At 73.3% G+C, this 20561-nt stretch carries 17 protein-coding genes; 6 read left to right on the top strand and 11 right to left on the bottom strand.

Translation table 11 applies throughout. The features are described 5' to 3' along the window. Positions 1-20 precede the first annotated feature (20 nt). Genes treZ through glgX form a run of 3 tightly spaced genes read right to left on the bottom strand, consistent with a single transcriptional unit; the run spans position 21 to position 6316 of the window. Positions 21-1802 carry a malto-oligosyltrehalose trehalohydrolase gene (treZ, locus tag ABD948_RS12635; protein WP_345266279.1) on the bottom strand — a complete coding sequence of 594 codons (1782 nt, stop codon included), beginning with the start codon at positions 1800-1802 and terminating at the stop codon, positions 21-23. Continuing rightward, entirely contained in the window at positions 1799-4090 is a 2292-nt protein-coding gene (treY, locus tag ABD948_RS12630) for a malto-oligosyltrehalose synthase (RefSeq protein ID WP_345266277.1), read from the bottom strand. Before treY ends, treZ begins: the two co-directional genes overlap by 4 nt. A gap of 3 nt (positions 4091-4093) precedes the next feature. After that, a complete protein-coding gene (glgX, locus tag ABD948_RS12625) occupies positions 4094-6316 on the bottom strand; it encodes a glycogen debranching protein GlgX (RefSeq protein ID WP_345266275.1) in 2223 nt (740 codons plus the stop codon). A 198-nt stretch (positions 6317-6514) separates the two neighbouring features. Here glgX and ABD948_RS12620 point away from each other — a divergent pair, with 198 nt between their 5' ends. Genes ABD948_RS12620 through thpR form a run of 3 tightly spaced genes read left to right on the top strand, consistent with a single transcriptional unit; the run spans position 6515 to position 9035 of the window. Continuing rightward, the gene (locus ABD948_RS12620; RefSeq protein ID WP_345266273.1) at positions 6515-7660 is read left to right on the top strand and encodes an acyl-CoA dehydrogenase family protein; all 1146 of its coding nucleotides are present in this window, start codon (positions 6515-6517) and stop codon (positions 7658-7660) included. Positions 7661-7690: 30 nt separating this feature from the next. After that, positions 7691-8410 carry a VIT1/CCC1 transporter family protein gene (locus ABD948_RS12615; RefSeq protein WP_345266271.1) on the top strand — a complete coding sequence of 240 codons (720 nt, stop codon included), beginning with the start codon at positions 7691-7693 and terminating at the stop codon, positions 8408-8410. Positions 8411-8465: 55 nt separating this feature from the next. Further along, positions 8466-9035 (top strand): RNA 2',3'-cyclic phosphodiesterase, encoded by a 570-nt coding sequence (thpR, locus tag ABD948_RS12610; RefSeq protein ID WP_345266269.1) that lies wholly within the window; start codon positions 8466-8468, stop codon positions 9033-9035. An 18-nt stretch (positions 9036-9053) separates the two neighbouring features. Here the strand turns inward: thpR and pntB are convergent, their stop codons facing one another. The 3 genes from pntB to upp all read right to left on the bottom strand — a co-directional run bounded on the left by pntB (position 9054) and on the right by upp (position 12820). Next, positions 9054-10517 (bottom strand): Re/Si-specific NAD(P)(+) transhydrogenase subunit beta, encoded by a 1464-nt coding sequence (gene pntB / locus ABD948_RS12605; protein ID WP_345266267.1) that lies wholly within the window; start codon positions 10515-10517, stop codon positions 9054-9056. Positions 10518-10521: 4 nt separating this feature from the next. Then, positions 10522-12063 carry a Re/Si-specific NAD(P)(+) transhydrogenase subunit alpha gene (locus ABD948_RS12600; protein WP_345266265.1) on the bottom strand — a complete coding sequence of 514 codons (1542 nt, stop codon included), beginning with the start codon at positions 12061-12063 and terminating at the stop codon, positions 10522-10524. Positions 12064-12178: 115 nt separating this feature from the next. After that, on the bottom strand, positions 12179-12820 hold the full coding sequence (upp, locus tag ABD948_RS12595; RefSeq protein WP_345266263.1) for a uracil phosphoribosyltransferase: 642 nt from the start codon (positions 12818-12820) through the stop codon (positions 12179-12181). A 76-nt stretch (positions 12821-12896) separates the two neighbouring features. On the opposite strand from upp, the gene ABD948_RS12590 reads away from it, so the two are divergent. Both ABD948_RS12590 and tadA read left to right on the top strand, forming a co-directional pair. Next, positions 12897-13415 carry a tRNA adenosine deaminase-associated protein gene (locus ABD948_RS12590; protein ID WP_345266261.1) on the top strand — a complete coding sequence of 173 codons (519 nt, stop codon included), beginning with the start codon at positions 12897-12899 and terminating at the stop codon, positions 13413-13415. Positions 13416-13480: 65 nt separating this feature from the next. Further along, positions 13481-13912 (top strand): tRNA adenosine(34) deaminase TadA, encoded by a 432-nt coding sequence (gene tadA / locus ABD948_RS12585; RefSeq protein WP_345266259.1) that lies wholly within the window; start codon positions 13481-13483, stop codon positions 13910-13912. Here tadA and ABD948_RS12580 read toward each other — a convergent pair. The 4 genes from ABD948_RS12580 to zwf all read right to left on the bottom strand — a co-directional run bounded on the left by ABD948_RS12580 (position 13896) and on the right by zwf (position 18913). Next, positions 13896-14600, bottom strand: coding sequence for a VC0807 family protein (locus tag ABD948_RS12580; RefSeq protein ID WP_345266257.1), 705 nt, complete (start codon positions 14598-14600; stop codon positions 13896-13898). The two genes, tadA and ABD948_RS12580, sit on opposite strands and share 17 nt — an antisense overlap. Positions 14601-14869: 269 nt before the next feature. Beyond that, positions 14870-15475 (bottom strand): bifunctional 4-hydroxy-2-oxoglutarate aldolase/2-dehydro-3-deoxy-phosphogluconate aldolase, encoded by a 606-nt coding sequence (gene eda, locus ABD948_RS12575; RefSeq protein ID WP_345266255.1) that lies wholly within the window; start codon positions 15473-15475, stop codon positions 14870-14872. Positions 15476-15509: 34 nt separating this feature from the next. Then, positions 15510-17378, bottom strand: a complete 1869-nt coding sequence (gene edd / locus ABD948_RS12570) for a phosphogluconate dehydratase (protein ID WP_345266253.1) — start codon at positions 17376-17378, stop codon at positions 15510-15512. A gap of 23 nt (positions 17379-17401) precedes the next feature. Next, entirely contained in the window at positions 17402-18913 is a 1512-nt protein-coding gene (gene zwf / locus ABD948_RS12565; protein ID WP_345266251.1) for a glucose-6-phosphate dehydrogenase, read from the bottom strand. 77 nt (positions 18914-18990) lie between these two features. Here zwf and ABD948_RS12560 point away from each other — a divergent pair, with 77 nt between their 5' ends. Further along, the gene (locus ABD948_RS12560; protein ID WP_345266249.1) at positions 18991-20175 is read left to right on the top strand and encodes an ROK family protein; all 1185 of its coding nucleotides are present in this window, start codon (positions 18991-18993) and stop codon (positions 20173-20175) included. Here the strand turns inward: ABD948_RS12560 and ABD948_RS12555 are convergent. Next, positions 20157-20537, bottom strand: coding sequence for a VOC family protein (locus ABD948_RS12555; protein WP_345266247.1), 381 nt, complete (start codon positions 20535-20537; stop codon positions 20157-20159). The two genes, ABD948_RS12560 and ABD948_RS12555, sit on opposite strands and share 19 nt — an antisense overlap. Between the last annotated feature and the right edge of the window lie 24 nt (positions 20538-20561).

The raw sequence follows: 20561 nt of genomic DNA, 5'->3' as shown, positions 1-20561 counted from the left end.
GCCCGACCGGGCCGGCCGGGTCAGTCCCCGGCCGGCACGCCGGTCAGCACGCCCAGCAGCACGCCCGCGTGCGGCGGCAGCTCGGCCACGCCGTCGCGCACCTGCCCGCCGGCCGGTGTCGCGTACAGCACCGGCCGGTCGCCGACGTCGAGCGCCGCGGGCTGCTCGCCCAGGTTGAGGGCCACCAGCAGGTCGCCGCGCGCCATCGTGAAGGTGCGCGCCTCCTCGTCGACCGTGCAGCGGGTGCGACGGAAGTCGGGGTCGGTGAGGTCGGCGTGCTCGCGGCGCAGCCGCGCCAGCGCCCGGTAGGTCTCGAGCATCCGGGCGCCGCGGCCCTGCTCGGCCTCGGACCAGTCGAGCTTGGAGCGCTGGAAGGTCTCGGGGTCCTGCGGGTCGGGCACGACGGCGGGGTCCCAGCCCATCTGCTCGAACTCCGCGATCCGCCCCTCGGCGGTGGCGACGCCGAGCTCGGGCTCGGGGTGGGAGGTGAAGAACTGGAAGGGGGTGGCTGCCGCCCACTCCTCGCCCTGGAAGAGCATCGGGGTGAACGGGCCGGCCAGCGTGAGCAGCGCGGCGCAGGCCAGCTGGTCGTCGTCGAGGTGCTCGGTGATCCGGTCGCCGACGGCGCGGTTGCCGATCTGGTCGTGGTTCTGGCTGCACACGACCAGGCGCCAGGTGGGCATGGCGTCGGTGTCGATCGGCACGCCGTGGTCGCGGTCGCGGAACGAGCTGAAGGTGCCGTCGTGGAAGAACCCGCGCTCGCACACCTTGGCCAGCGCCGTGAGGGGCGCGAAGTCGGCGTAGTAGCCCTCGGTCTCGCCGGTGAGCGCCACGTGCACGGCGTGGTGGAAATCGTCGCTCCACTGCGCGTCGAGGCCGTAGCCGCCGGCCTCGCGCGGGGTGACCAGCCGGGGGTCGTTGAGGTCGGACTCCGCGATCAGCGTGAGCGGCCGCCGCTGGTGGGCGGAGAGGGCGGCGACCTCGATCGCCATCTCCTCGAGCAGGTGGGTCGCGGAGGTGTCGGCGAGCGCGTGCACGGCGTCGAGCCGCAGCGCGTCCACGTGGTAGTCCTCCAGCCACATCCGCACGTTGTCGAGGATGTAGCGGCGCACGTGCGCGGCGCCCTCGCCGTCGAGGTTGACCAGGTCGCCCCAGGTGTTGCGGCCCTGCTTGAGGTAGGGCCCGAACTGCGGGAGGTAGTTGCCCGAGGGGCCGAGGTGGTTGTAGACGACGTCCTGGACGACGCCGAGCCCGGCGGCGTGGCAGCCGTCCACGAACCGCTGGTAGGCCTCCGGGCCGCCGTAGGTCTCGTCGACGGCGAACCAGTCGACGCCGTCGTAGCCCCAGTTGTGGGTGCCGTTGAAGGAGTTGACGGGCAGCAGCTCCACGAGGTCGACGCCGATCGAGCGCAGGTGCTCGAGCCGTCCCAGCGCGGCGTCGAGGGTGCCCTCGGGCGTGAACGTGCCCAGGTGCAGCTCGTAGACCACCGCGCCGGCCAGCTGGCGGCCGGTCCAGGCGTGGTCGGTCCACGCGAAGGCCTCGGCCCGGAAGGTGCGCGAGCGGCCGTGGACGCCGTCGGGCTGGCGCCGCGAGCGCGGGTCCGGCACCGGGGTCTCGGCGTCGTCGAGGAGGTACCCGTAGTCCACCGGGGCCGCCTCGGGCGCCGCCTCGGGGAGCTGCTCGGTGGGCGTCCACCAGCCGTCGCCGCGCGGCTGCATGGCCACCTCGCGGTCGCCGATCGAGAGCCGCACGCGCTGGGGCAGGGGCGCCCAGACGTCGAACAGGGGCGGGTAGGGGGTCATCGGTCCTCCTCCCGGACCAGCAGGGCCACCGGTCCGTGGGCGAGCAGGTCGGCCAGGCGCGGCGGCGCCGCCACCTGGGCCTCGAGGGTGGTGTCGGCCAGCAGGTTGCGCCAGCTGCCCGCGGGCAGCCCGAGCGTGGTGTCTCCCCAGCCGCCGCGGGCGGCCAGGCCCACGGGCAGCCGCGTGGCCACGGCGACGACGCCGCCGCGGTCGAAGGCGACGGCGTGGGCCGCGGCCTCCCCCTCGGCCGGCACCGCCGCGTAGCCGGTGAACAGCTCGGGCCGGTCGCGGCGCAGGCGCAGGGCGGCGGCGGTGAGGTCGAGCTTCGCGCGCCGCGGGTGCGCCAGCTGCGGGTCGGCCAGCAGTCGCTGCCGCAGCGCGACGTCGAAGGGACGCCGGTTGTCGGGATCGACCAGCGAGTCCTCCACCAGCTCCGAGCCGCCGTAGACGTCGGGGACGCCGGGCAGCATCAGCGCGAGCAGCTTGGCGCTCAGGCTGTTGCTCCAGCCGGGCGCCTCGACGGCGTCGAGCAGGCGACGCAGCACCTGCTGGACGCGCTCGTCCTCGAAGGCGGCGTCCACGGCGCGGTGCACCTGGGCCTCGAAGTCCTCGTCCGGGGCCGTCCACGTGGTGTCGTCGCCGGCCTCACGCATCGCCTTCTCGGCGTAGGCGTGCAGGCGGGCCCGCAGGTCGGGGTCCTCGTCGGTCCACGCCCCGACGACGGCCTGCCACAGCAGGCAGGCGAACGCCTCGCTGGGCACGGGGGCCAGCTGCTGGAGCGTGGCCAGGCTCTCGGTCCACAGGTCGGGCACCTCGGCGAGCACGGTGATCCGGGCCCGCACGTCCTCGCCGCGCTTGGTGTCGTGCGTCGAGGTGGTGGTCATGGCGTCGGGCCAGCTGCGCTGCCGCTCGGCCAGCGCGTCGTGGAAGGCCGCGGGCGCGACGGCGAAGATGCTGGGGTCACCGCCCACCTCGGTGAGCGATCCCAGCCGGTTGTAGCGGTAGAAGGCGCAGTCCTCGACGCCCTTGGCCATCACCATGCCGCTGGTCTGCTGGAAGCGCAGGGCCGCCGGCTGCCCGGGGTCGCCGAGCACCGGTGCCAGCGCCGAGAGCGGTGCTCCGAGATCAGGACGGTGCTCTCCAGCGAGGTCGAAGGCCTGCTGCAGGTGCTCGCGGCCCTCGGGCAGGTAGGAGCGGTAGACGGGGAAGCACGCCAGCAGCTCGGCGACGGCGTCCTCGAGCTGCTCGACGCCGGTCTCGAGCGGCGGCAGCTCCCGCACGATCCGCCGGACCTCGGAGTGCAGGATGCCGTCGGCGACGGCCCGCTTGGTGGTGTGGATCATCGCGTGCCAGTCGAGCGAGGCGAGCGGCAGCCGCTGCTCGCCCTCGGGGTCGGTCAGCACCCGGTCGACGAGCGCGAGCGCGTCGTACCCGGTGGTGCCCTCGGTGGCCCACGAGGTGGGCAGCTCCTCGCCGGGCTCGAGGATCTTCTCCACGAGCACGTAGGCGCCCTCGGTCAGGCCGGCGAGGTCGTCCAGGTAGCCGCGGGGGTCGCGGACGCCGTCGGGGTGGTCGACGCGCAGGCCGTCCACCAGGCCCTCGCGGAACCAGCGACCGATCTCGGCGTGCGTGGCGTCGAAGACCGCCGGGTCCTCGACCCGCACGGCGGCCAGGGTGTTGACGGCGAAGAAGCGCCGGTAGTTGAGCTGGTCGTCGGCCGCGCGCCACGAGACGAGCTCGTAGTGCTGCTCGTCGTGGGTGGAGGTGCCGGGAGCCAGCGGGAACTCGTGCTCGTGGTACCGCAGCACTCCCGCCTCGGGGTCCGGCGTGATGGCGCCCTCGTCGCCGTCGCCCACCACGGGCACCCGGAGCCGGCCGCCGCCGAAGGCCCAGTCGACGTCGAAGTACCCCGCGAACGGGGACTCCTGGCCGTGCTGGAGGAGGCTCCACCACCAGGCGTTCTCGCGCGGGGTGGCCACGCCCACGTGGTTGGGCACCACGTCGACCAGCACGCCCAGGCGCAGGCGCCTCGCCTCGGCGGAGACGGCGGCCAGCCCGGCCGCACCGCCGCGGCTCTCGTCGATGCGCTCGTGGGAGACCACGTCGTAGCCGTGCCCGCTGCCGGGCTCGGCGGCCAGGATGGGGGAGAGGTAGACCCAGTCGGCGCCGAGCTGCTGCAGGTAGGGCAGCAGCCGGGCGCAGGCGTGCAGGTCGAGGTCGGCGGTGACCTGCAGCCGGTAGGTGCTCGCCGGCACCCGGGCCGGGCGACGGCGTGCGCGCTCGACCACGGCTCAGCCCCGCTTCGCGGCGGTCGCGGCGGCCACGGTCGCGGCCACCGAGGCGGCGACGGAGTGGTCGGGCTCGGCCTCGGGCTCGGCGTGCTCGCGCAGCACCAGCACGCTGTGCGACGCCATCTCGAGCGAGCCGCCGGCCTGGACCGTGCCGTCGTCGTCCGCGGAGCCGCCGGTGTCGACCACCACGTCCCACGCCGCCGAGAACTCCTCGGGGGGCAGGGTCACCGTGGCCGGGCCGTCGGCGTTGAAGTAGAGCAGGAAGTGGTCGTCGGTGATGGTGCCGCCGCGGGCGTCCAGGCCGGCGATGCCGCGACCGTTGAGGTACATGCCCAGGCCCTTCGCAGCGCCCTCGCCGTGCCAGTCGTCGTCCTCCATCGGTCGCCCGTCCAGGTGCAGCCAGACGATGTCGTTGAGGCGGTCGCCCTCGCCACCGTCGGGCACGCGCACCGAGTCGCCGGTGAAGAACCGCTTGCGGCGGAAGGTGGGGTGGTCGTGGCGCAGCTTGATGAGCGCGGCGGTGAAGTCCAGCAGCGGCTGGTCGACGTCGTCCCAGTGCATCCAGGCGATCTCGCTGTCCTGGGCGTAGGTGTTGTTGTTGCCGCCCTGCGTGCGGCCCAGCTCGTCGCCGTGCAGCAGCATGGGCACGCCCTGGCTCAGCAGCAGCGTGGCCAGGATGTTGCGCTGGGCGCGCGAGCGCAGCGCCAGGATCTCCGGGTCGTCGGTCGGGCCCTCGGCGCCGCGGTTCCACGAGCGGTTGTGGTCCTCGCCGTCGTTGCCGTCCTCGCCGTTGGCCTCGTTGTGCTTCTCGTTGTAGGAGACCAGGTCGCGCAGGGTGAAGCCGTCGTGGGCGGTGACGAAGTTGATGCTCGCGAACGGGCGACGCCCGGACTGCTCGTAGAGGTCGCTGGAGCCCGAGAGGCGCGAGGCGAAGTCGCCGAGCGAGGGCTCGCCGCGCCAGAAGTCGCGCACGGTGTCGCGGTACTTGCCGTTCCACTCGGTCCACTGCGGCGGGAAGCCACCGACCTGGTAGCCGCCGGGGCCGACGTCCCACGGCTCGGCGATCAGCTTGACCTGGCTGACCACCGGGTCCTGCTGCACGAGCTCGAAGAAGGTGGCCAGCCGGTCGACGTCGTAGAACTCGCGCGCCAGCGTGGAGGCGAGGTCGAAGCGGAAGCCGTCGACGTGCATCTCGGTGACCCAGTAGCGCAGCGAGTCCATGATCAGCTGCAGCGAGTGGGGGTGGCGCACGTTGAGGCTGTTGCCGGTGCCCGTGTAGTCCATGTAGTAGCGCTGGTCGTCCTCGACCAGGCGGTAGTAGGCCGGGTTGTCGATGCCGCGCATGCTCAGCGTGGGGCCGAGGTGGTTGCCCTCGGCGGTGTGGTTGTAGACGACGTCGAGGATGACCTCGATGCCGGCGGCGTGCATGGTCTTGACCATCGCCTTGAACTCCTGGACCTGCTGGCCGAGCTGGCCGGAGTCCCCGCCGGTGGCGGCGTACTCCGCGTGCGGCGCGAAGAACCCGAGCGTGTTGTAGCCCCAGTAGTTGCGCAGCCCCTTCTCGAGCAGCGTGGAGTCCTGGATGAACTGGTGCACCGGCATCAGCTCGATGGCGGTGACGCCGAGACGCTGCAGGTGCTCGGTGACCGCGGGGTGCGAGAGACCGGCGTAGGTGCCGCGGATGTCCTCGGGCACCTCGGGGTGCAGCTGGGTGAGGCCCTTGACGTGCGCCTCGTAGATGACCGACTCGTTGAACGGGATGTCGAGGCGGCGGTCGCCCTCCCAGTCGAAGAACGGGTTGATGACGACGCCCAGGGTCATGTGCGCGGCCGAGTCGTCGTCGTTGCGCGAGTCCTCCTCGCCGAAGTGGTAGCCGAAGAGGCTCTCGTCCCAGTCGATCTCGCCGGCGGTGGCCTTGGCGTAGGGGTCGAGGAGCAGCTTGCTCGGGTTGCAGCGCAGGCCGTTCTCGGGGTCCCAGGGGCCGTGGACGCGGTAGCCGTAGCGCTGGCCGGGCTGCACGCGGGGCAGGTAGGCGTGCCACACGAACGCGTCGACCTCCGTGAGCTCCACCCGGGTCTCGGTGAGCTGGTCGCCGCCGTCCTCGGGGTCGGTGAACAGGCACAGCTCGACGCGGTCGGCCACCTCGCTGAACAGCGCGAAGTTGGTGCCGCTGCCGTCGAAGGTGGCCCCGAGGGGATAGGGGCGGCCGGGCCAGATCTCCATGCGCGTGCTCCTGCTTCGTCTCGCTCGCCGGGGCGAGGTGCCGTGCGAATTGGATCGATCAAAGCACAGTCAACCGCTCGGTACCCCGGGCTGCGCCCGAGCACCCCACCCGGCGGGGTGACCCAGCCCGCAGGCGGGCCGCGGCGGTGACGGTGCCGACCCGCGACAGCAGGGCCTACCCGCCGGTAGCATGCGGGCATGAAGCGCGACATCTACGACGAGGACCACGAGGCTTTCCGAGGATCGGCGCGGGAGTTCCTGGAGCGGAGCGTCATCCCGCACGTGGAGCAGCACGCCCACGACAAGGCCATCCCGCGGGAGTTCTGGACCGAGGCCGGCAAGCAGGGCTTCCTCGGCCTGGAGATCCCCGAGGAGTACGGCGGCGCCGGCGCGGGCGACTACCGCTTCAACGCCGTCTTCGCCGAGGAGCTCAGCAAGGTCAACGCGGCGCTCGGCTCCTGCTGGGGCATCCACGCCGACATCTGCGCGCCCTACATCGTCGAGCTCGGCACCGAGGAGCAGAAGCAGCGCTGGCTGCCCGGCGTCGCCTCGGGCGAGATCCTGCTCGCCATCGGCATGACCGAGCCCTCCGGCGGCTCCGACCTCGCCGCGCTCAAGACCACCGCCGTGCGCGACGGCGAGCACTGGGTGATCAACGGCTCCAAGACCTTCATCACCAACGGCTACTCCGCCGACCTGGTGATCACCGCCGTGCGCACCAGCCCCGAGAAGAAGGCGCGCGGCATCACGCTGTTCGCGATCCCCGCCGACGCCCCCGGCTACAGCCGCGGCCGCAAGCTCGACAAGGTCGGCCAGGACGAGTCCGACACCGCCGAGCTCTTCTTCGAGAACGTGCGCCTCACCGACGAGGACATCATCGGCGAGCTCGACCAGGGCTTCATCCACATGATGCAGAAGCTGCCGCAGGAGCGGCTGGGCTGCGCGATCTCCAACGTGGCGCACGCCAAGCAGATCCTCGAGGAGACCATCGCCTACACGAAGGAGCGCCAGGCCTTCGGCGCCCCGATCGGCTCCTTCCAGCACAACAAGTTCCTGATCGCCGAGCTGGTCACCCAGATCGAGGTCGCCGAGGCCTACATCGACAAGTGCACCGTCGCCCACGACAAGGGCGAGCTGACCCCGGTCGACGCCGCGAAGGCCAAGTGGTGGTCCAGCGAGATCCAGAACCAGGTGCTCGACCACTGCGTGCAGCTGCACGGCGGCTACGGCTTCATGAACGAGTACCGCGTGGCCCGCGCCTGGCGCGACGCCCGCGTCTCCAAGATCTGGGCCGGCTCCAACGAGATCATGAAGGAGCTCATCGGCCGCGACGTCGGCCTGTGAGCCCGCCGGTGACCTGCCGATGACCCGCCGATGACCGTGCCGGGCGTCGGCCCGCACCCGGACGAGCCGCACGCCCAGGGCGTGCAGGGACGGCTCAACTGGCTGCGGGCCGGCGTGCTCGGCGCCAACGACGGCATCGTGTCCACCGCCGGCATCGTGATGGGCGTCGCGGGTGCCACCTCCGACTCCACCGCGATCCTGGTGGCGGGCGTGGCCGGGCTCACCGCCGGCGCGCTGAGCATGGCCGCGGGCGAGTACGTCTCGGTCAGCACCCAGCGCGACTCCGAGCTGGCGCTGCTCGAGAAGGAGCGGCGCGAGCTGCGCGAGGAGCCCGAGGAGGAGCTCGCCGAGCTGGCGGACCTCTACGTGCGCAAGGGCCTGGACCCGGCCCTCGCGCAACAGGTGGCCGAGCAGCTGACGGAGCGTGACGCGCTCGGGGCGCACGCGGAGGCCGAGCTGGGCATCGACCCCGACGAGCTCACGAGCCCGGTGGCCGCCGCCCTGGCCAGCATGCTCGCCTTCACCGTCGGGGCGCTGCTGCCGCTGCTGACGATCACCGTCAGCCCCGCCGGCGCCCGGGTGCCGGTCACAGTGGTGGCCGTCGTCGTCGCGCTGGCGCTGACCGGGTGGAGCAGCGCACGGTTGGGCTACGGACCGCCCGGCCGGGCGGTGGTGCGCAACGTGGTGGGCGGTCTGCTCGCGATGGCGGTCACCTACGCCGTCGGCGCGCTGGTGGGCACCGGGCTCTGAGGCCGGCCGGAATGCGGTTGCGCGGGCGCACCGCCCCCACCCAGCATGGCCGGCGATGCACCGCCTCTTCGTCGCCCTCCGCCCACCCGAGGAGGCCGCGCAGCACCTCGACGACTTCCTCGAGGTGCGCCGCGCCGCCGCCCCCTTCCGCTGGACGCCCGCCGACCAGCTGCACCTCACGCTCGCGTTCTGCCCGCAGGTGCCCGACCACCTGCTCGACGACCTGCTCGAGCGCCTCGCCGTGGCTGCGAGCCGTCGGCGTCCGCCGGACCTGGCGGTCGCCGGCGGCGGCGCCTTCCCCGACCCGGACCGCGGTCGGGTGCTGTGGGCAGGGCTGCGCACCGACCCCGGCGGCGAGGCCGAGCTCGCGGCCCTCGCCACCGGGGCCCGCAACGCCGCGGTGGCGGCCGGCGTCGTCGTCGACGGCCAGCGCTTCCGCCCGCACCTCACCGTCGCGCGATGCGGTCGACCCACCCAGCTGACCTCGTGGGTGCGCCTGCTCGACGCCTACGACGGCCCGGCGTGGCGCGCCGAGCACCTCGAGCTGGTGGCCTCGCACCTCGGCGAGGGCCCCCGACGCCGTCCGCGCCACGAGGTGCTGGCCGAGCTCCCGCTCGGTGGGTGACCCTCCCGGGCGGCGAGGTCAGGCGCGCACGGGCAGCGCCGCGACGATCGCCTCGACCTGGTCCTTGGCGTCGCCGAACAGCATCTGGGTGTTCTCGCGGAAGAACAGCGGGTTCTGCACGCCGGCGTAGCCGGTGGCCATCGAGCGCTTGAAGACGACGACGTCGCGGGCGTGCCACACCTCGAGCACCGGCATGCCGGCGATCGGGGAGCCGGGCTCGTCCTGCGCGGCCGGGTTGACGGTGTCGTTGGCGCCGATCACGAGCACGACGTCGGTCTGAGCGAGGTCCTCGTTGATCTCGTCCATCTCGAGCACGATGTCGTAGGGCACCTTGGCCTCGGCGAGCAGCACGTTCATGTGGCCGGGCAGCCGACCGGCGACCGGGTGGATGCCGAAGCGCACCTCGACCCCCGCGGCGCGCAGGCGGCGGGTCAGCTCGGCCACCGGGTACTGCGCCTGGGCCACGGCCATGCCGTAGCCGGGCGTGATGACGACGGAGGAGGCCCCGGCCAGCAGCTCGGCGGTCTCGGCGGCCTGGATCTCGCGGTGCTCGCCGTAGTCGCGGGCCTCGCCGGTGACGGTGCCGTCGGAGCCGAAGCCGCCGGCGATCACCGAGACGAACGAGCGGTTCATGGCCTGGCACATGATGTAGCTGAGGATCGCACCCGAGGAGCCGACGAGCGCGCCGGTGATGATGAGCAGGTCGTTGCCGAGGGTGAAGCCGGCGGCGGCCGCGGCCCAGCCCGAGTAGCTGTTGAGCATCGAGACGACGACCGGCATGTCGCCGCCGCCGATCGCGGCCACGAGGTGGAACCCGAGGAACAGCGCGAGCGCCAGCATCAGCAGCAGCGGGAAGATGGCGATCCGCAACGAGGAGTCGCCGAAGGTGGCGTCGCTGCCGGCGAACCACAGCAGCAGCACGAACGAGACGACGATGATCGCCAGGTTGAGCAGGTGCCGGGCGGGCAGCACCAGCGGGGAGGACTTCATCTTCGCGCTGAGCTTGAGGTTGGCCACGATCGAGCCGGTGAAGGTGACCGCGCCGATGAACACCCCGAGGAAGATCTCCACGTTGGCGACGCCGTCGGCGAAGGGCCCGTACTCCACGAAGGCGTTGATGCCGACGAGCACCGCGGCGAGGCCGACGAAGCTGTGCAGCAGTGCGATCAGCTCGGGCATGCCGGTCATCTCGACGCTGCGCGCGCGGCGGGCGCCGATGACGCCGCCGATCGCCATCGGGACGAGAGCCAGCACCAGGGTGAGCGCCACACCGCGGCCGTAGCCGGCCTCGGCGTTCTGGGCGGCCAGCACGAGGGTGGAGAGCAGGGCGATGCCCATGCCCACCATGCCGGCGATGTTGCCGCGCTTGGCGGTCTCGTGCTTGGAGAGCCCGGCCAGGGCGGCGATGAACAGCACCGCGGCGATCACGTAGCCGGCCTGCACCAGGCCGGTCAGCTCCTCGGAGAGCAGGAGGTCGGTCATCGGCTCAGCCCTTCCGGAACATCTGGAGCATGCGCAGCGTCACGAGGAAGCCGCCGAAGATGTTGATGCTCGCCACCAGCACCGCGACCACCGCCAGCAGCGAGACCGCGATGTTCTCGTTGCCCACCTGCAGGATGCCGCCGACCAGGATGATCCCGGAGATCGCGTTGGTCTCGGCCATCAGCGGCGTGTGCAGGGCGTGCGCCACGTTGGAGATCACGTAGTAGCCCACGAAGACCGCGAGCACGAACACGGTGATGTGCGCCAGGAAGTCCGGTGGCGCGTAGGCCGCGGCGAGCGCGAAGAGCACTGCTCCGAGGCCGGCGGCGTAGTACTTGCGGCGCGGGTCGGGTGGCGGCTTGGGTGCGGCCGGCTCCGGCGCCGCGGTGGCAGCGGGCTCGGGTGTGGCCGCCGGCGCGGCCGAGACCTGCACGGGCGGCGGGGGCCACATCACCTCGCCGGCGCGGACGACGGTCAGGCCGCGCTGCACGACGTCGTCGAGGTCGAGGCGCAGCTCGCCGTCCTTCTCGGGGGTGAGCAGCGTCATCAGGTTGACGATGTTGGTGCCGTAGAGCTGCGAGGTCTGGGCGGCCAGGCGGCCGGCGAGGTCGGTGTAGCCGAGGATCGTGACGAGGTTGTCGGTGACGACGCGCTGGTCGCGCTGCGTCAGCTCGCAGTTGCCGCCGTTGGCGGCGGCCATGTCGACGATCACCGAGCCGTTCTTCATCCCGGCCACGGTCTCGGCACGCACGAGCACGGGAGCCGGACGGCCGGGGATCAGCGCGGTGGTGATGACGATGTCGGCGTTGCGCGCCTCCTCGTCGTACATCGCGGCGGTGGCGGCCTCCTGCTCGGCGGTCATCTCCTTGGCGTAGCCGTCGGAGGAGACCTCCTGCTCCATCTCGACGCGCACGAACTCCGCGCCCATCGACTCGACCTGCTCGGCCACCTCGGGGCGCACGTCGAACGCGCGCACGATCGCGCCCATGCTGTTGGCGGCGCCGATGGCGGCCAGCCCGGCCACGCCGGCACCGACGACGAAGACCCGGGCGGGCGGGATCTTGCCGGCCGCGGTGACCTGGCCGGTGAACTGGCGGCCGAACGCGTGCGCGGCCTCGACCACGGCGCGGTAGCCGGCCACGTTGGCCATCGAGGAGAGCACGTCCATCGACTGGGCGCGCGAGATGCGCGGCACGGCATCCATGGCCAGCGCCGTCACCCTGGCGTCGGAGAGGCGCTGGACGAGCTCGGGGCTGCGCGCCGGGGCGAGCATGCCCACCACGGTGGCGCCGGGGCGCAGCTGCGCGATCTCCGCCTCGGTGGGGGCGTCGACCTTGACGACGACGTCGCTGGCCCACACCTCCTCGGCCTCGCCGACCCGCACGCCCTCGGCGGTGTAGGCGGCGTCGGGCACGTCGGCGCCCTCACCGGCGCCGCGCTCGACGACGACGTCGTAGCCCAGCTTCTGCAGCCGGGCGGCGGTGGTGGCGGTGGCGGCGACCAGGGTCTGGCCGCTCGCCGACTCGCGCGGGACGCCGATGCGCATCGGTGCCTCCAAGCAGGGTGTCGGGAACTCGCGTCAACCTAGCGGCACCGGGCCCTGCGTGGGCGTGACCTACGTCTCCCGGTGCTGCGGCCCGTGGCTCCGCGGCGGCCGGTGGCTACTCCGCCAGGCCGTAGAGCCGGTCGCCGGCGTCGCCGAGGCCGGGCACGATGTAGCCCTTCTCGTCGAGCCGCTCGTCCATGGCGGCGGTCACCACCGTCACCGGCACCTCGAGGTCCTGGAGGAGCTCCTCGAGGCGCGCGCACCCCTCGGGTGCGGTGAGCAGGCAGACGGCGGTGATGTGGTCGGCGCCGCGGTCGACCAGGAAGCGGATGGCGGCGGCCAGGGTGCCGCCCGTGGCGAGCATCGGGTCGAGCACGTAGCACTGGCGGCCGGAGAGGTCCTCGGGCAGCCGCTCGGCGTAGGTGGAGGCCTGCAGCGTCTCCTCGTTGCGCACCATGCCCAGGAAGCCCACCTCGGCGGTGGGCAGCAGGCGCATCATGCCGTCGAGCATGCCCAGACCGGCGCGCAGGATCGGCACCACCAGCGGGCGGGGGCGCGCCAGGCGCACGCCGGTCGTCGCGGCCACGGGGGTGCGGATCTCCTGCGGCTCCACGCGCACGTCGCGGGTGGCCTCGTAGGCCAGCAGCGTGACCAGCTCGTCGGTGAGGTTGCGGAACGTGGGCGAGTCGGTGCGCTCGTCGCGCAGCGTCGTCAGCTTGTGGGCCACGAGCGGGTGGTCGACGACGTGGGTGCGCATGGGCGGCAGCCTATCGATGCCGGACCCGGCGTCGATCCCGCTGGCCCCCGGGGCCCCCGCGTGCCACTCTGGGCACGTGGACACCCCCGGCACGGACGCGGAGTCCGACGACGAGCTCGACGTGGCCGTCGTCGCCTACCGGCGCGCCGGGGAGTGGCAGGTCGACGACCTGGTCACCGAGCTCCTCGACGACGTCGGTGCGATCGCGGCCGGCCTGCGCCGGGTGCCCTCCGACGACGGCGTCGCGCTGGCGCTGATCTCGGTCGAGGAGGACTTCCTCGTGCTGGTGCGGGTGGTCGGCGACAGCACCCGGGTGCTGCTCTCCGACGTCACCGCCGCCGAGGAGTGGGACGTCGCGGAGTCGGCGCTCACGCTGCTCGGCCTCACCGAGCTCGCCCTGGACGCCGAGGACGAGGAGGAGCCGGTGCCCGCGGGCGACCTGGCGATCCTGGCCGACCTCGGCGTCAGCGCCGAGGACCTCACCGACCTGCTCGAGGACGACGAGCTGCTGCCCGAGGAGGTGCTCTCCGAGATCGCCGACCAGCTCGGCTTCGGAGAGCTCTTCGACGACTGGGTGGGGCTCGCGCCGGTCTGATGAGCGGCGGCGGGACCGAGGGGAGGCCCGGGCAGCCCGGGCAACACGTCCGCTGGGAGGCCCCCATGCGCGCCGCCCTGGTGCAGGCGCGCGCCGCGGAGGCCGACGGTGACGTGCCGATCGGCGCGGTGGTGGTCGACGACGCCGGCCGGGTGCTGGGTGCGGGCCGCAACGTGCGGGAGGCGCAGGCCGACCCGACCGGTCACGCCGAGGTGGTGGCGCTGCGGGCCGCGGCGCTCGAGCGCGGGGAGTGGCGGCTGGAGGGCTGCACGCTCGTGGTGACCCTCGAGCCCTGCACCATGTGCGCCGGCGCCGCGGTGCTGAGCCGGGTGGAGCGCGTCGTCATCGGCGCCTGGGACCCCAAGGCGGGTGCCGTGGGCAGCCTGTGGGACGTGGTGCGCGACCGGCGGCTCAACCACCGGCCCGACGTCGTCGGCGGGGTGCTGGAGCGCGAGTGCGCCGCGCTGCTGGAGGAGTTCTTCAGCCGGCGGCGATGACGGGCGCGCTGTTCTTGGCGCACGGCATCAGGCCCTCGGCCCGCGCCACCACGACGGCGCACGCGATGGTGAGCCCGGCGGCCAGGAAGTTCAGCGTCGGAGCCGAGATGCTCTGCACGAGCACGTAGGTGTCGATCGAGCTGGCGTTGAGCACCCAGAACATGCCCACCGACTTGCCCAGGCACAGCGCGGCCCACGAGACGGTCAGCCAGTGGAACAGGCGGCGCACCCGCGGGCGGAGCGAGACCTCGTGGTCCATCGGGTAGAAGTCGCCGGCCAGGCGGGCGACCATCGGGCGGGCGCTCACCAGGGAGAGCAGGAAGGCCAGCCCCACCACGGAGTCGCTGATGATCGGCTGCAGGAAGTAGAGGAACGCGCTGTCGGCGAGGAGCGCGACGACGGTGCGGCCGGTGAGGATGATCGCCGTCAGCACCAGCAGGCCCGAGGTGCGGCGGCCGGTGAGGTGGCGCCACGCGATGGCGCCGTAGGCCCAGCCGAGCGCCGCCGCCATGGCGAGCTCGAAGCCGGCGAGCGAGAACACGCCGTAGAACAGCGACACCGGCATCACGCACGCGACCACGAGGGTGCTGCCGACGCGGCGCAGGATCGCGCCCACCGTGGGCGGCGTCACCGCTGCGGTCTCGGCGGTCACCGCCGGGACGAGTGTTCCCGAGTCCTGCTGCGTCACCGTGCACCCTCCCAGCTGCTCGACGGCCGACGCCGACGGTACGTCAGTCGCGCGCGATCGGCACCATCCGTTCGGCCAGCGGTGGATAGCCCGCGGTGAGTGGTCGGGCTCGCCCGGGGGTGGCGGTGCCTCGGTGACCGTGTGACGGCGGAGTTCGGTGGCTGCGGTACCCCGGCCGCCGGGTGGCGGTGCGTCAGTGACCGTTCGACGGCGCGGTTCGGTCACCCACGCACCGCTACCCCCGGGCGGCGCCGCCCGGAGCGGCGACCTCAGCGCAGCGCGGCCGCCTCGCGGGCCAGCGTCTCGACGCGGCCCCAGTCCTCGGCGGCCAGCACGTCGGCGGGGGTGAGCCAGGAGCCGCCGACGCAACCCACGTTGGGCAGCGCCAGGTAGGCGGGCGCGGACGCCGCCGTGATCCCGCCCGTGGGGCAGAAGCGCGCCGTGGGCACCGGCGAGGCGAGGGACTTCAGGTAGGGCGCGCCGCCGGAGGCCTCGGCGGGGAAGAACTTCATCTCGGTGACGCCGGCCTCGAGCACGGCGAGCACCTCCGAGACGGTGGCGGTGCCGGGCAGGAACGGCAGCCCGGTGTCGAGCATCCCGGCCAGCAGCGCCGGCGTGGCGCCCGGCGAGACCAGGAACCGGGCACCGGCGTCGCGGGCCTCCTGCGCCTGGGCGGGCGAGAGGATGGTGCCGGCGCCGACGAGGATCTCGGGCACCTCGGTGGCGATGGCGCGCAGCGCCTCGAGCGCCACCTCGGTGCGCAGCGTCAGCTCGATGGCGGGCAGGCCGCCGGCCACGAGCGCCCGGGCCACCGGCACGGCGTGCTCGAGGCGCTCGAGCACGACCACCGGCATCACGGGGACGACGTCGAGCACGGAACCCTGGTGCGGGACGGGGCGGACGGGCGCCTCAGACGGACTGGACAACGGGGACCTCCTGGGCGGGGGCGGCGTAGCCGGGGAAGACGCTGGCGCCGGCGTCGGCCGGGCCCACGGTGGCGCGGAAGGCGGCGAAGAGCTCGCGGCCGGTGCCGGCCCACTCCTCGCCCTGGGGGGCGCGGCCGGTGGCCTCGCGCCCGTGGAGCACGGCCGGGTCCTCGAGGGTGAGGACGCCGCGCTCCGCGTCGACGGTGACCAGGTCGCCGTCGCGCACGCGGGCGAGCGGCCCGCCGCACGCGGCCTCGGGGGTCACGTGGATGGCGGCGGGCACCTTGCCGGAGGCCCCCGACATGCGCCCGTCGGTGACGATGGCGACCTTCTGGCCGCGGTCCTGCAGCACGCCGAGGGCCGGAGTGAGCTTGTGCAGCTCGGGCATGCCGTTGGCGGCCGGGCCCTGGTAGCGGATGACGGCGACCAGGTCGCGGCCCTCCAGCTCACCCGCGGCGAACGCGGCGAGGAAGTCGGCCTGGTCGTCGAAGACGAGCGCCGGGGCGGTGACCACGCGGTGCTCCGGCTTGACCGCGGAGGTCTTGATGACGGCGGTGCCGAGCGGGCCGCGCAGCACCTTGAGGCCGCCGTCGGCCGAGAACGGCTGCTCGACGGGCCGCAGCACCTCGGTGTCGAGGCTGCGGGTGGGCCCCTCCTCCCAGGTGAGGTGGTCGCCGCGCAGGACGGGCTCCTTGGTGTAGTGCGCGGCCAGGCCGCGGCCCATCACGGTCATCACGTCGTCGTGCAGCAGCCCGCCGCCCACGAGGGTGCGGATCAGGTAGCCGACGCCGCCCGCTGCGTGGAAGTGGTTCACGTCGGCCTGGCCGTTGGGGTAGACCCGGGCCAGCAGCGGCACCACGGCCGAGAGGTCGGAGAGGTCCTCCCAGGTCAGGACGACGCCGGCGGCGCGCGCCATCGCCACCAGGTGCAGGGTGTGGTTGGTGGAGCCGCCGGAGGCCAGCAGCGCCACGCACGCGTTGACGATCACGCGCTCGTCGACCAGCTCGCCGATCGGCGTCGGCTCCCCGCCGGCGCGGGTGATGGCGACGACGCGCTCGGCGGCGGCGCGGGTGAGGGCGTCGCGCAGCGGGGTGTCGGGGTTGACGAAGGAGGAGCCCGGCAGGTGCAGGCCCATGACCTCCATCAGCAGCTGGTTGGAGTTGGCGGTGCCGTAGAAGGTGCAGGTGCCCTTGGAGTGGTAGCTCGCCGACTCGGCCTCGAGCAGCTCCTCGCGGCCGACCTTGCCCTCGGCGAAGAGCTGGCGGACCTTGGCCTTCTCGCCGTTCGGCAGGCCCGAGGCCATCGGGCCGGCGGGCACGAAGACCGTGGGCAGGTGGCCGAAGGAGAGGGCGCCGATGAACAGGCCCGGCACGATCTTGTCGCAGACGCCGAGCATGAGGGCGCCGTCGAACATGTCGTGGCTCAGCGCGATGCCGGCCGACATGGCGATCACGTCGCGGCTGAACAGGCTCAGCTGCATGCCGTCGCGGCCCTGGGTGATGCCGTCGCACATGGCGGGCACGCCGCCGGCGACCTGGGCGATGCCGCCGGCGCGGACGACGGCCTTCTTCAGCACCGGCGGGTAGGCGCCGTAGGGCTGGTGCGCGGAGAGCATGTCGTTGTAGCTGGTCACGATCGCCACGTTGGGCTTGGCGGTCGGGACGGTGCGGCGCAGCGCCTGCTTCTCGCCGGGCTCGGAGGCGGCGAAGCCGTGCGCCAGGTTGGCGCAGCCCAGCTTGCCGCGGGCGGGGCCGCGCTCGGCGGCGGCGCGGATGCGGGCCAGGTAGGAGGCGCGGGTGGTGGTGCTGCGCTCGACGATGCGCGCGGTCACCTCGGCGACGACGGGGTGCATGCTGGCTCGGCTCGTGGGTCGGGTCACTGGTCGGTCTCCTGCCAGGTTCGGCCGTCACGCTCGAGGAGCATGGCGGCGGCGGTCGGGCCGCTGGTGCCGGCGGTGTAGCGCTTGGGCAGCTGGCCGTCGCCGGCCCACCGCTGCAGGATCGGCTCGATCCAGGTCCAGGCGGCCTCCACCTCGTCGCGACGCATGAACAGCGTCGGGTTGCCGCGCATCACGTCCATGAGCAGCCGCTCGTAGGCGTCGGGACTGCGCTGGTCGAAGGTGGTGGCGTAGCTGAGGTCGAGGCTCACCGGGCGCAGGCGGATGCCGCCGGGGCCGGGCTCCTTGGCCGTCAGGTGCAGCCGCATGCCCTCGTCGGGCTGGATGTGGATGTGCAGCCGGTTGGCGGCGGTGCCGCCCTCGCTGTGCGGGAACATCGCGTGCGGCGGCTCCTTGAAGACCACCACGATCTCCGAGGAGCGGGAGTCCATCCGCTTGCCGGTGCGCAGGTAGAACGGGACGCCGGCCCAGCGCCAGTTGCGCACCTCGGTCTTGAGCGCCACGAAGGTCTCGGTGCGGCTGGGTGCCTCGTCGGGCGCCAGCCCCAGGTCGGTGGCGTAGGAGGTGACCTTCTCGCCGCCCACGAGGCCCTCGACGTAGCGCCCGCGCACGGTGTCGCGGTCCACGTCCTCGGCGGCCATCGGCTTGAGGGCCTGGAGCACCTTGACCTTCTCGTCGCGCACGGTCTCGCGGCCCACGTAGGTGGGCGGCTCCATGGCCACCAGGCACAGCAGCTGCAGCAGGTGGTTCTGCACCATGTCGCGCAGCGCGCCGGAGGTGTCGTAGTAGCTGCCGCGCTCGCCGACGCCGAGCGTCTCGGCCACGGTGATCTGCACGTGGTCGACCCAGCGCGAGTTCCACAGCGGCTCGAGGAAGGTGTTGGCGAAGCGCGTGACCAGCAGGTTCTGCACGCTCTCCTTGCCCAGGTAGTGGTCGATGCGGAAGATCTGCTGCTCGGCGAAGACCTCGCCGACGGCGTCGTTGATGGCGCGCGCGGACTCCAGGTCGCGGCCCAGCGGCTTCTCCAGCACCACGCGGGCGTCGTCGTCGACGACGCCGATCTCGCCGAGGCGCTCGGAGATGGGGCCGAAGAGGCTGGGCGAGACGGCCAGGTAGAACACCTTGACGGCGGCCTCGGTGCGCGTGTCCGGGGTCTGCTTGAGCAGCCCGTGCAGCAGGTGCCAGTCGTCGGGCTGGGCGGCGTCGAGCGCCAGGTAGTGCACGCGCTCGAGCAGCCGCTCGACGACGGCGGGGTCAGGCGCGGCGACGTGCTCGGCCAGGCCGGCGGCCACCCGCTCGCGGTAGCCGGCGTCGTCGAGCTCGGAGCGGGAGACGCCGATGACGCGGGTGCCGGCGGGCAGCTGGCCCTCGAGCTCGCGCTGGTAGAGCGCGGGCAGCAGCTTGCGCAGGGCGAGGTCGCCGGTGCCGCCGAAGACGACGACGTCGCAGACGGGGAGCGTGGCGACGTGTTCGGTGATGGGGAGGGTCACGACGTCCACGGTAGGCCCGAAGCATGCCTTCAGCAAGCAGGACTTACGTTTTTTCGAGATCAAAGTAGGATGTTCACATGGCTGTCACCGCAGGGGACCTGCTCGCGCTGGTCCGCACCGGCCGCGCCCACACGCGCTCGGACCTGCGCCGGCTCACCGGGCTCTCCCGCACCGCGGTCGTCAGCCGGGTCTCCGCGCTGGCCGAGGCGGGGCTGCTCCTGCTCGGCGAGGAGCTCTCCTCCACCGGCGGGCGGCCCCCCGGCAGCCTGGTCTTCAACACCGGCGCCGGCGTGGTGCTCGCCGCCGCGATCGGGCGCTCCCGCTCGCAGGTGGGGGTCTTCGACCTGGCCGGCACCGAGCTGGCCGCCGACTCCCTGGACCACGAGATCGGAGCCGGGCCCGACGCCGTCCTCGACCCGGTGGTGCGCCGGCTCGGCGAGCTGATGGCCGGCCTCGACCAGCCGGCGCTGCTCGGCATCGGCGTCAGCCTGCCCGGCACGGTCGACCCGGTGCGCGGCGTCAGCGTCGACTCTCCGGTGATGGGCGGCTGGGACGGCGTCGACCTGGTGCCGCACCTGGCCCCGCTGGGCGCGGGCACCCCTGTGTTCGTGGCCAACGATGCCGACGTGCTGGCGCGCTCCGAGCAGCTGGGTCACGGCGCCGCCTACGACGACCTGATCGTCGTCAAGGCCTCGACAGGGCTGGGGCTGGGCATCGTGGCCGACGGCCGGGTGGTGGCCGGTCACCTGGGTGCCGCCGGCGAGATCGGGCACACCAAGGTCGCCGAGGCGCAGGGCCGGCGCTGCCGCTGCGGCGACACCGGCTGCCTGGAGACCGTGGCCGCCGGCTGGGCGCTGGTGCCGCAGCTGGCCGAGACGGGCCGCGAGGTCGGCCACGTGCGCGAGCTGACGGGGTTGGCGCTGGCCGGGGACGCCGAGGCGCGCGCCCTGCTGCGCGAGAGCGGACGCCGCCTGGGCGAGGTGCTCGCCGTCGCCATCAACCTGCTCAACCCACAGGCGGTCGTGATCGGCGGCGACATGGCCGCCGCGTTCGACACCTACGCCGCGGGCGTGCGCGAGAGCGTCTACGCCCGTGCCTCCGCGCTGGCCACCCGCGACCTGCAGGTGCTGCCCGCCACCTTCGGCGACCGCGCCGGGCTGGTGGGCTGCGCCGCGATGGCGCTCGAGGCGGTGCTCAGCCCCGACGCCGTCGACGCCCGCCTGCTCGAGGGCGCCGGCCAGGCTCAGCCCTCGGTCTCGTAGGCGGCCTCCGCCTCGGCCTGCGCGGCCACGCAGAACTCGTTGCCCTGCGGGTCGGCGAACGTGACCCAGGCGAAGTGCTCGTCGCCGCGCCGGCCCACCACGGTGGCGCCGGCGGCCTCGAGCGCGGCCACCTCGGCCTCGAGGTCGGGGGCGGAGAAGTCCAGGTGGATGCGCTGGCCGACCGCAAGCTCCTCCACGCGCTGGAAGGCGAGCGAGACCGCGCCCAGCGTGCCGCCGTGCACGAACAGGAAGTCCGGGCCGAACGTGTCGGCCACACCCCCGCCCAGTCGCTCGGCCCACCAGCCGGCGAGGGCCGCGGGGTCGGTGGAGTTGATGGTGATCTGACCGGGGATGAGTGCCATGGCGCGACGCTAGACGCGACCACC

The organism is Nocardioides nanhaiensis (assembly GCF_039542785.1).
GTDB classification, from domain to species: Bacteria; Actinomycetota; Actinomycetes; order Propionibacteriales; family Nocardioidaceae; genus Nocardioides; species Nocardioides nanhaiensis.
Note: the sequence above shows the minus strand (reverse complement) of the source record. Positions and strands in the feature narration are given on the sequence as shown.

What these genes read in the sequence shown, in the direction of transcription:
- treZ (WP_345266279.1), bottom strand. Translation starts at nt 1,802, where the DNA reads ATGACCCCCTACCCGCCCCTGTTCGACGTCTGGGCGCCCCTGCCCCAG.
- glgX (WP_345266275.1), bottom strand. Translation starts at nt 6,316, where the DNA reads ATGGAGATCTGGCCCGGCCGCCCCTATCCCCTCGGGGCCACCTTCGAC.
- ABD948_RS12620 (WP_345266273.1), top strand. Translation starts at nt 6,515, where the DNA reads ATGAAGCGCGACATCTACGACGAGGACCACGAGGCTTTCCGAGGATCG.
- ABD948_RS12615 (WP_345266271.1), top strand. Translation starts at nt 7,691, where the DNA reads ATGACCGTGCCGGGCGTCGGCCCGCACCCGGACGAGCCGCACGCCCAG.
- thpR (WP_345266269.1), top strand. Translation starts at nt 8,466, where the DNA reads ATGCACCGCCTCTTCGTCGCCCTCCGCCCACCCGAGGAGGCCGCGCAG.
- pntB (WP_345266267.1), bottom strand. Translation starts at nt 10,517, where the DNA reads ATGACCGACCTCCTGCTCTCCGAGGAGCTGACCGGCCTGGTGCAGGCC.
- ABD948_RS12600 (WP_345266265.1), bottom strand. Translation starts at nt 12,063, where the DNA reads ATGCGCATCGGCGTCCCGCGCGAGTCGGCGAGCGGCCAGACCCTGGTC.
- upp (WP_345266263.1), bottom strand. Translation starts at nt 12,820, where the DNA reads ATGCGCACCCACGTCGTCGACCACCCGCTCGTGGCCCACAAGCTGACG.
- tadA (WP_345266259.1), top strand. Translation starts at nt 13,481, where the DNA reads ATGCGCGCCGCCCTGGTGCAGGCGCGCGCCGCGGAGGCCGACGGTGAC.
- edd (WP_345266253.1), bottom strand. Translation starts at nt 17,378, where the DNA reads ATGCACCCCGTCGTCGCCGAGGTGACCGCGCGCATCGTCGAGCGCAGC.
- ABD948_RS12560 (WP_345266249.1), top strand. Translation starts at nt 18,991, where the DNA reads ATGGCTGTCACCGCAGGGGACCTGCTCGCGCTGGTCCGCACCGGCCGC.
- ABD948_RS12555 (WP_345266247.1), bottom strand. Translation starts at nt 20,537, where the DNA reads ATGGCACTCATCCCCGGTCAGATCACCATCAACTCCACCGACCCCGCG.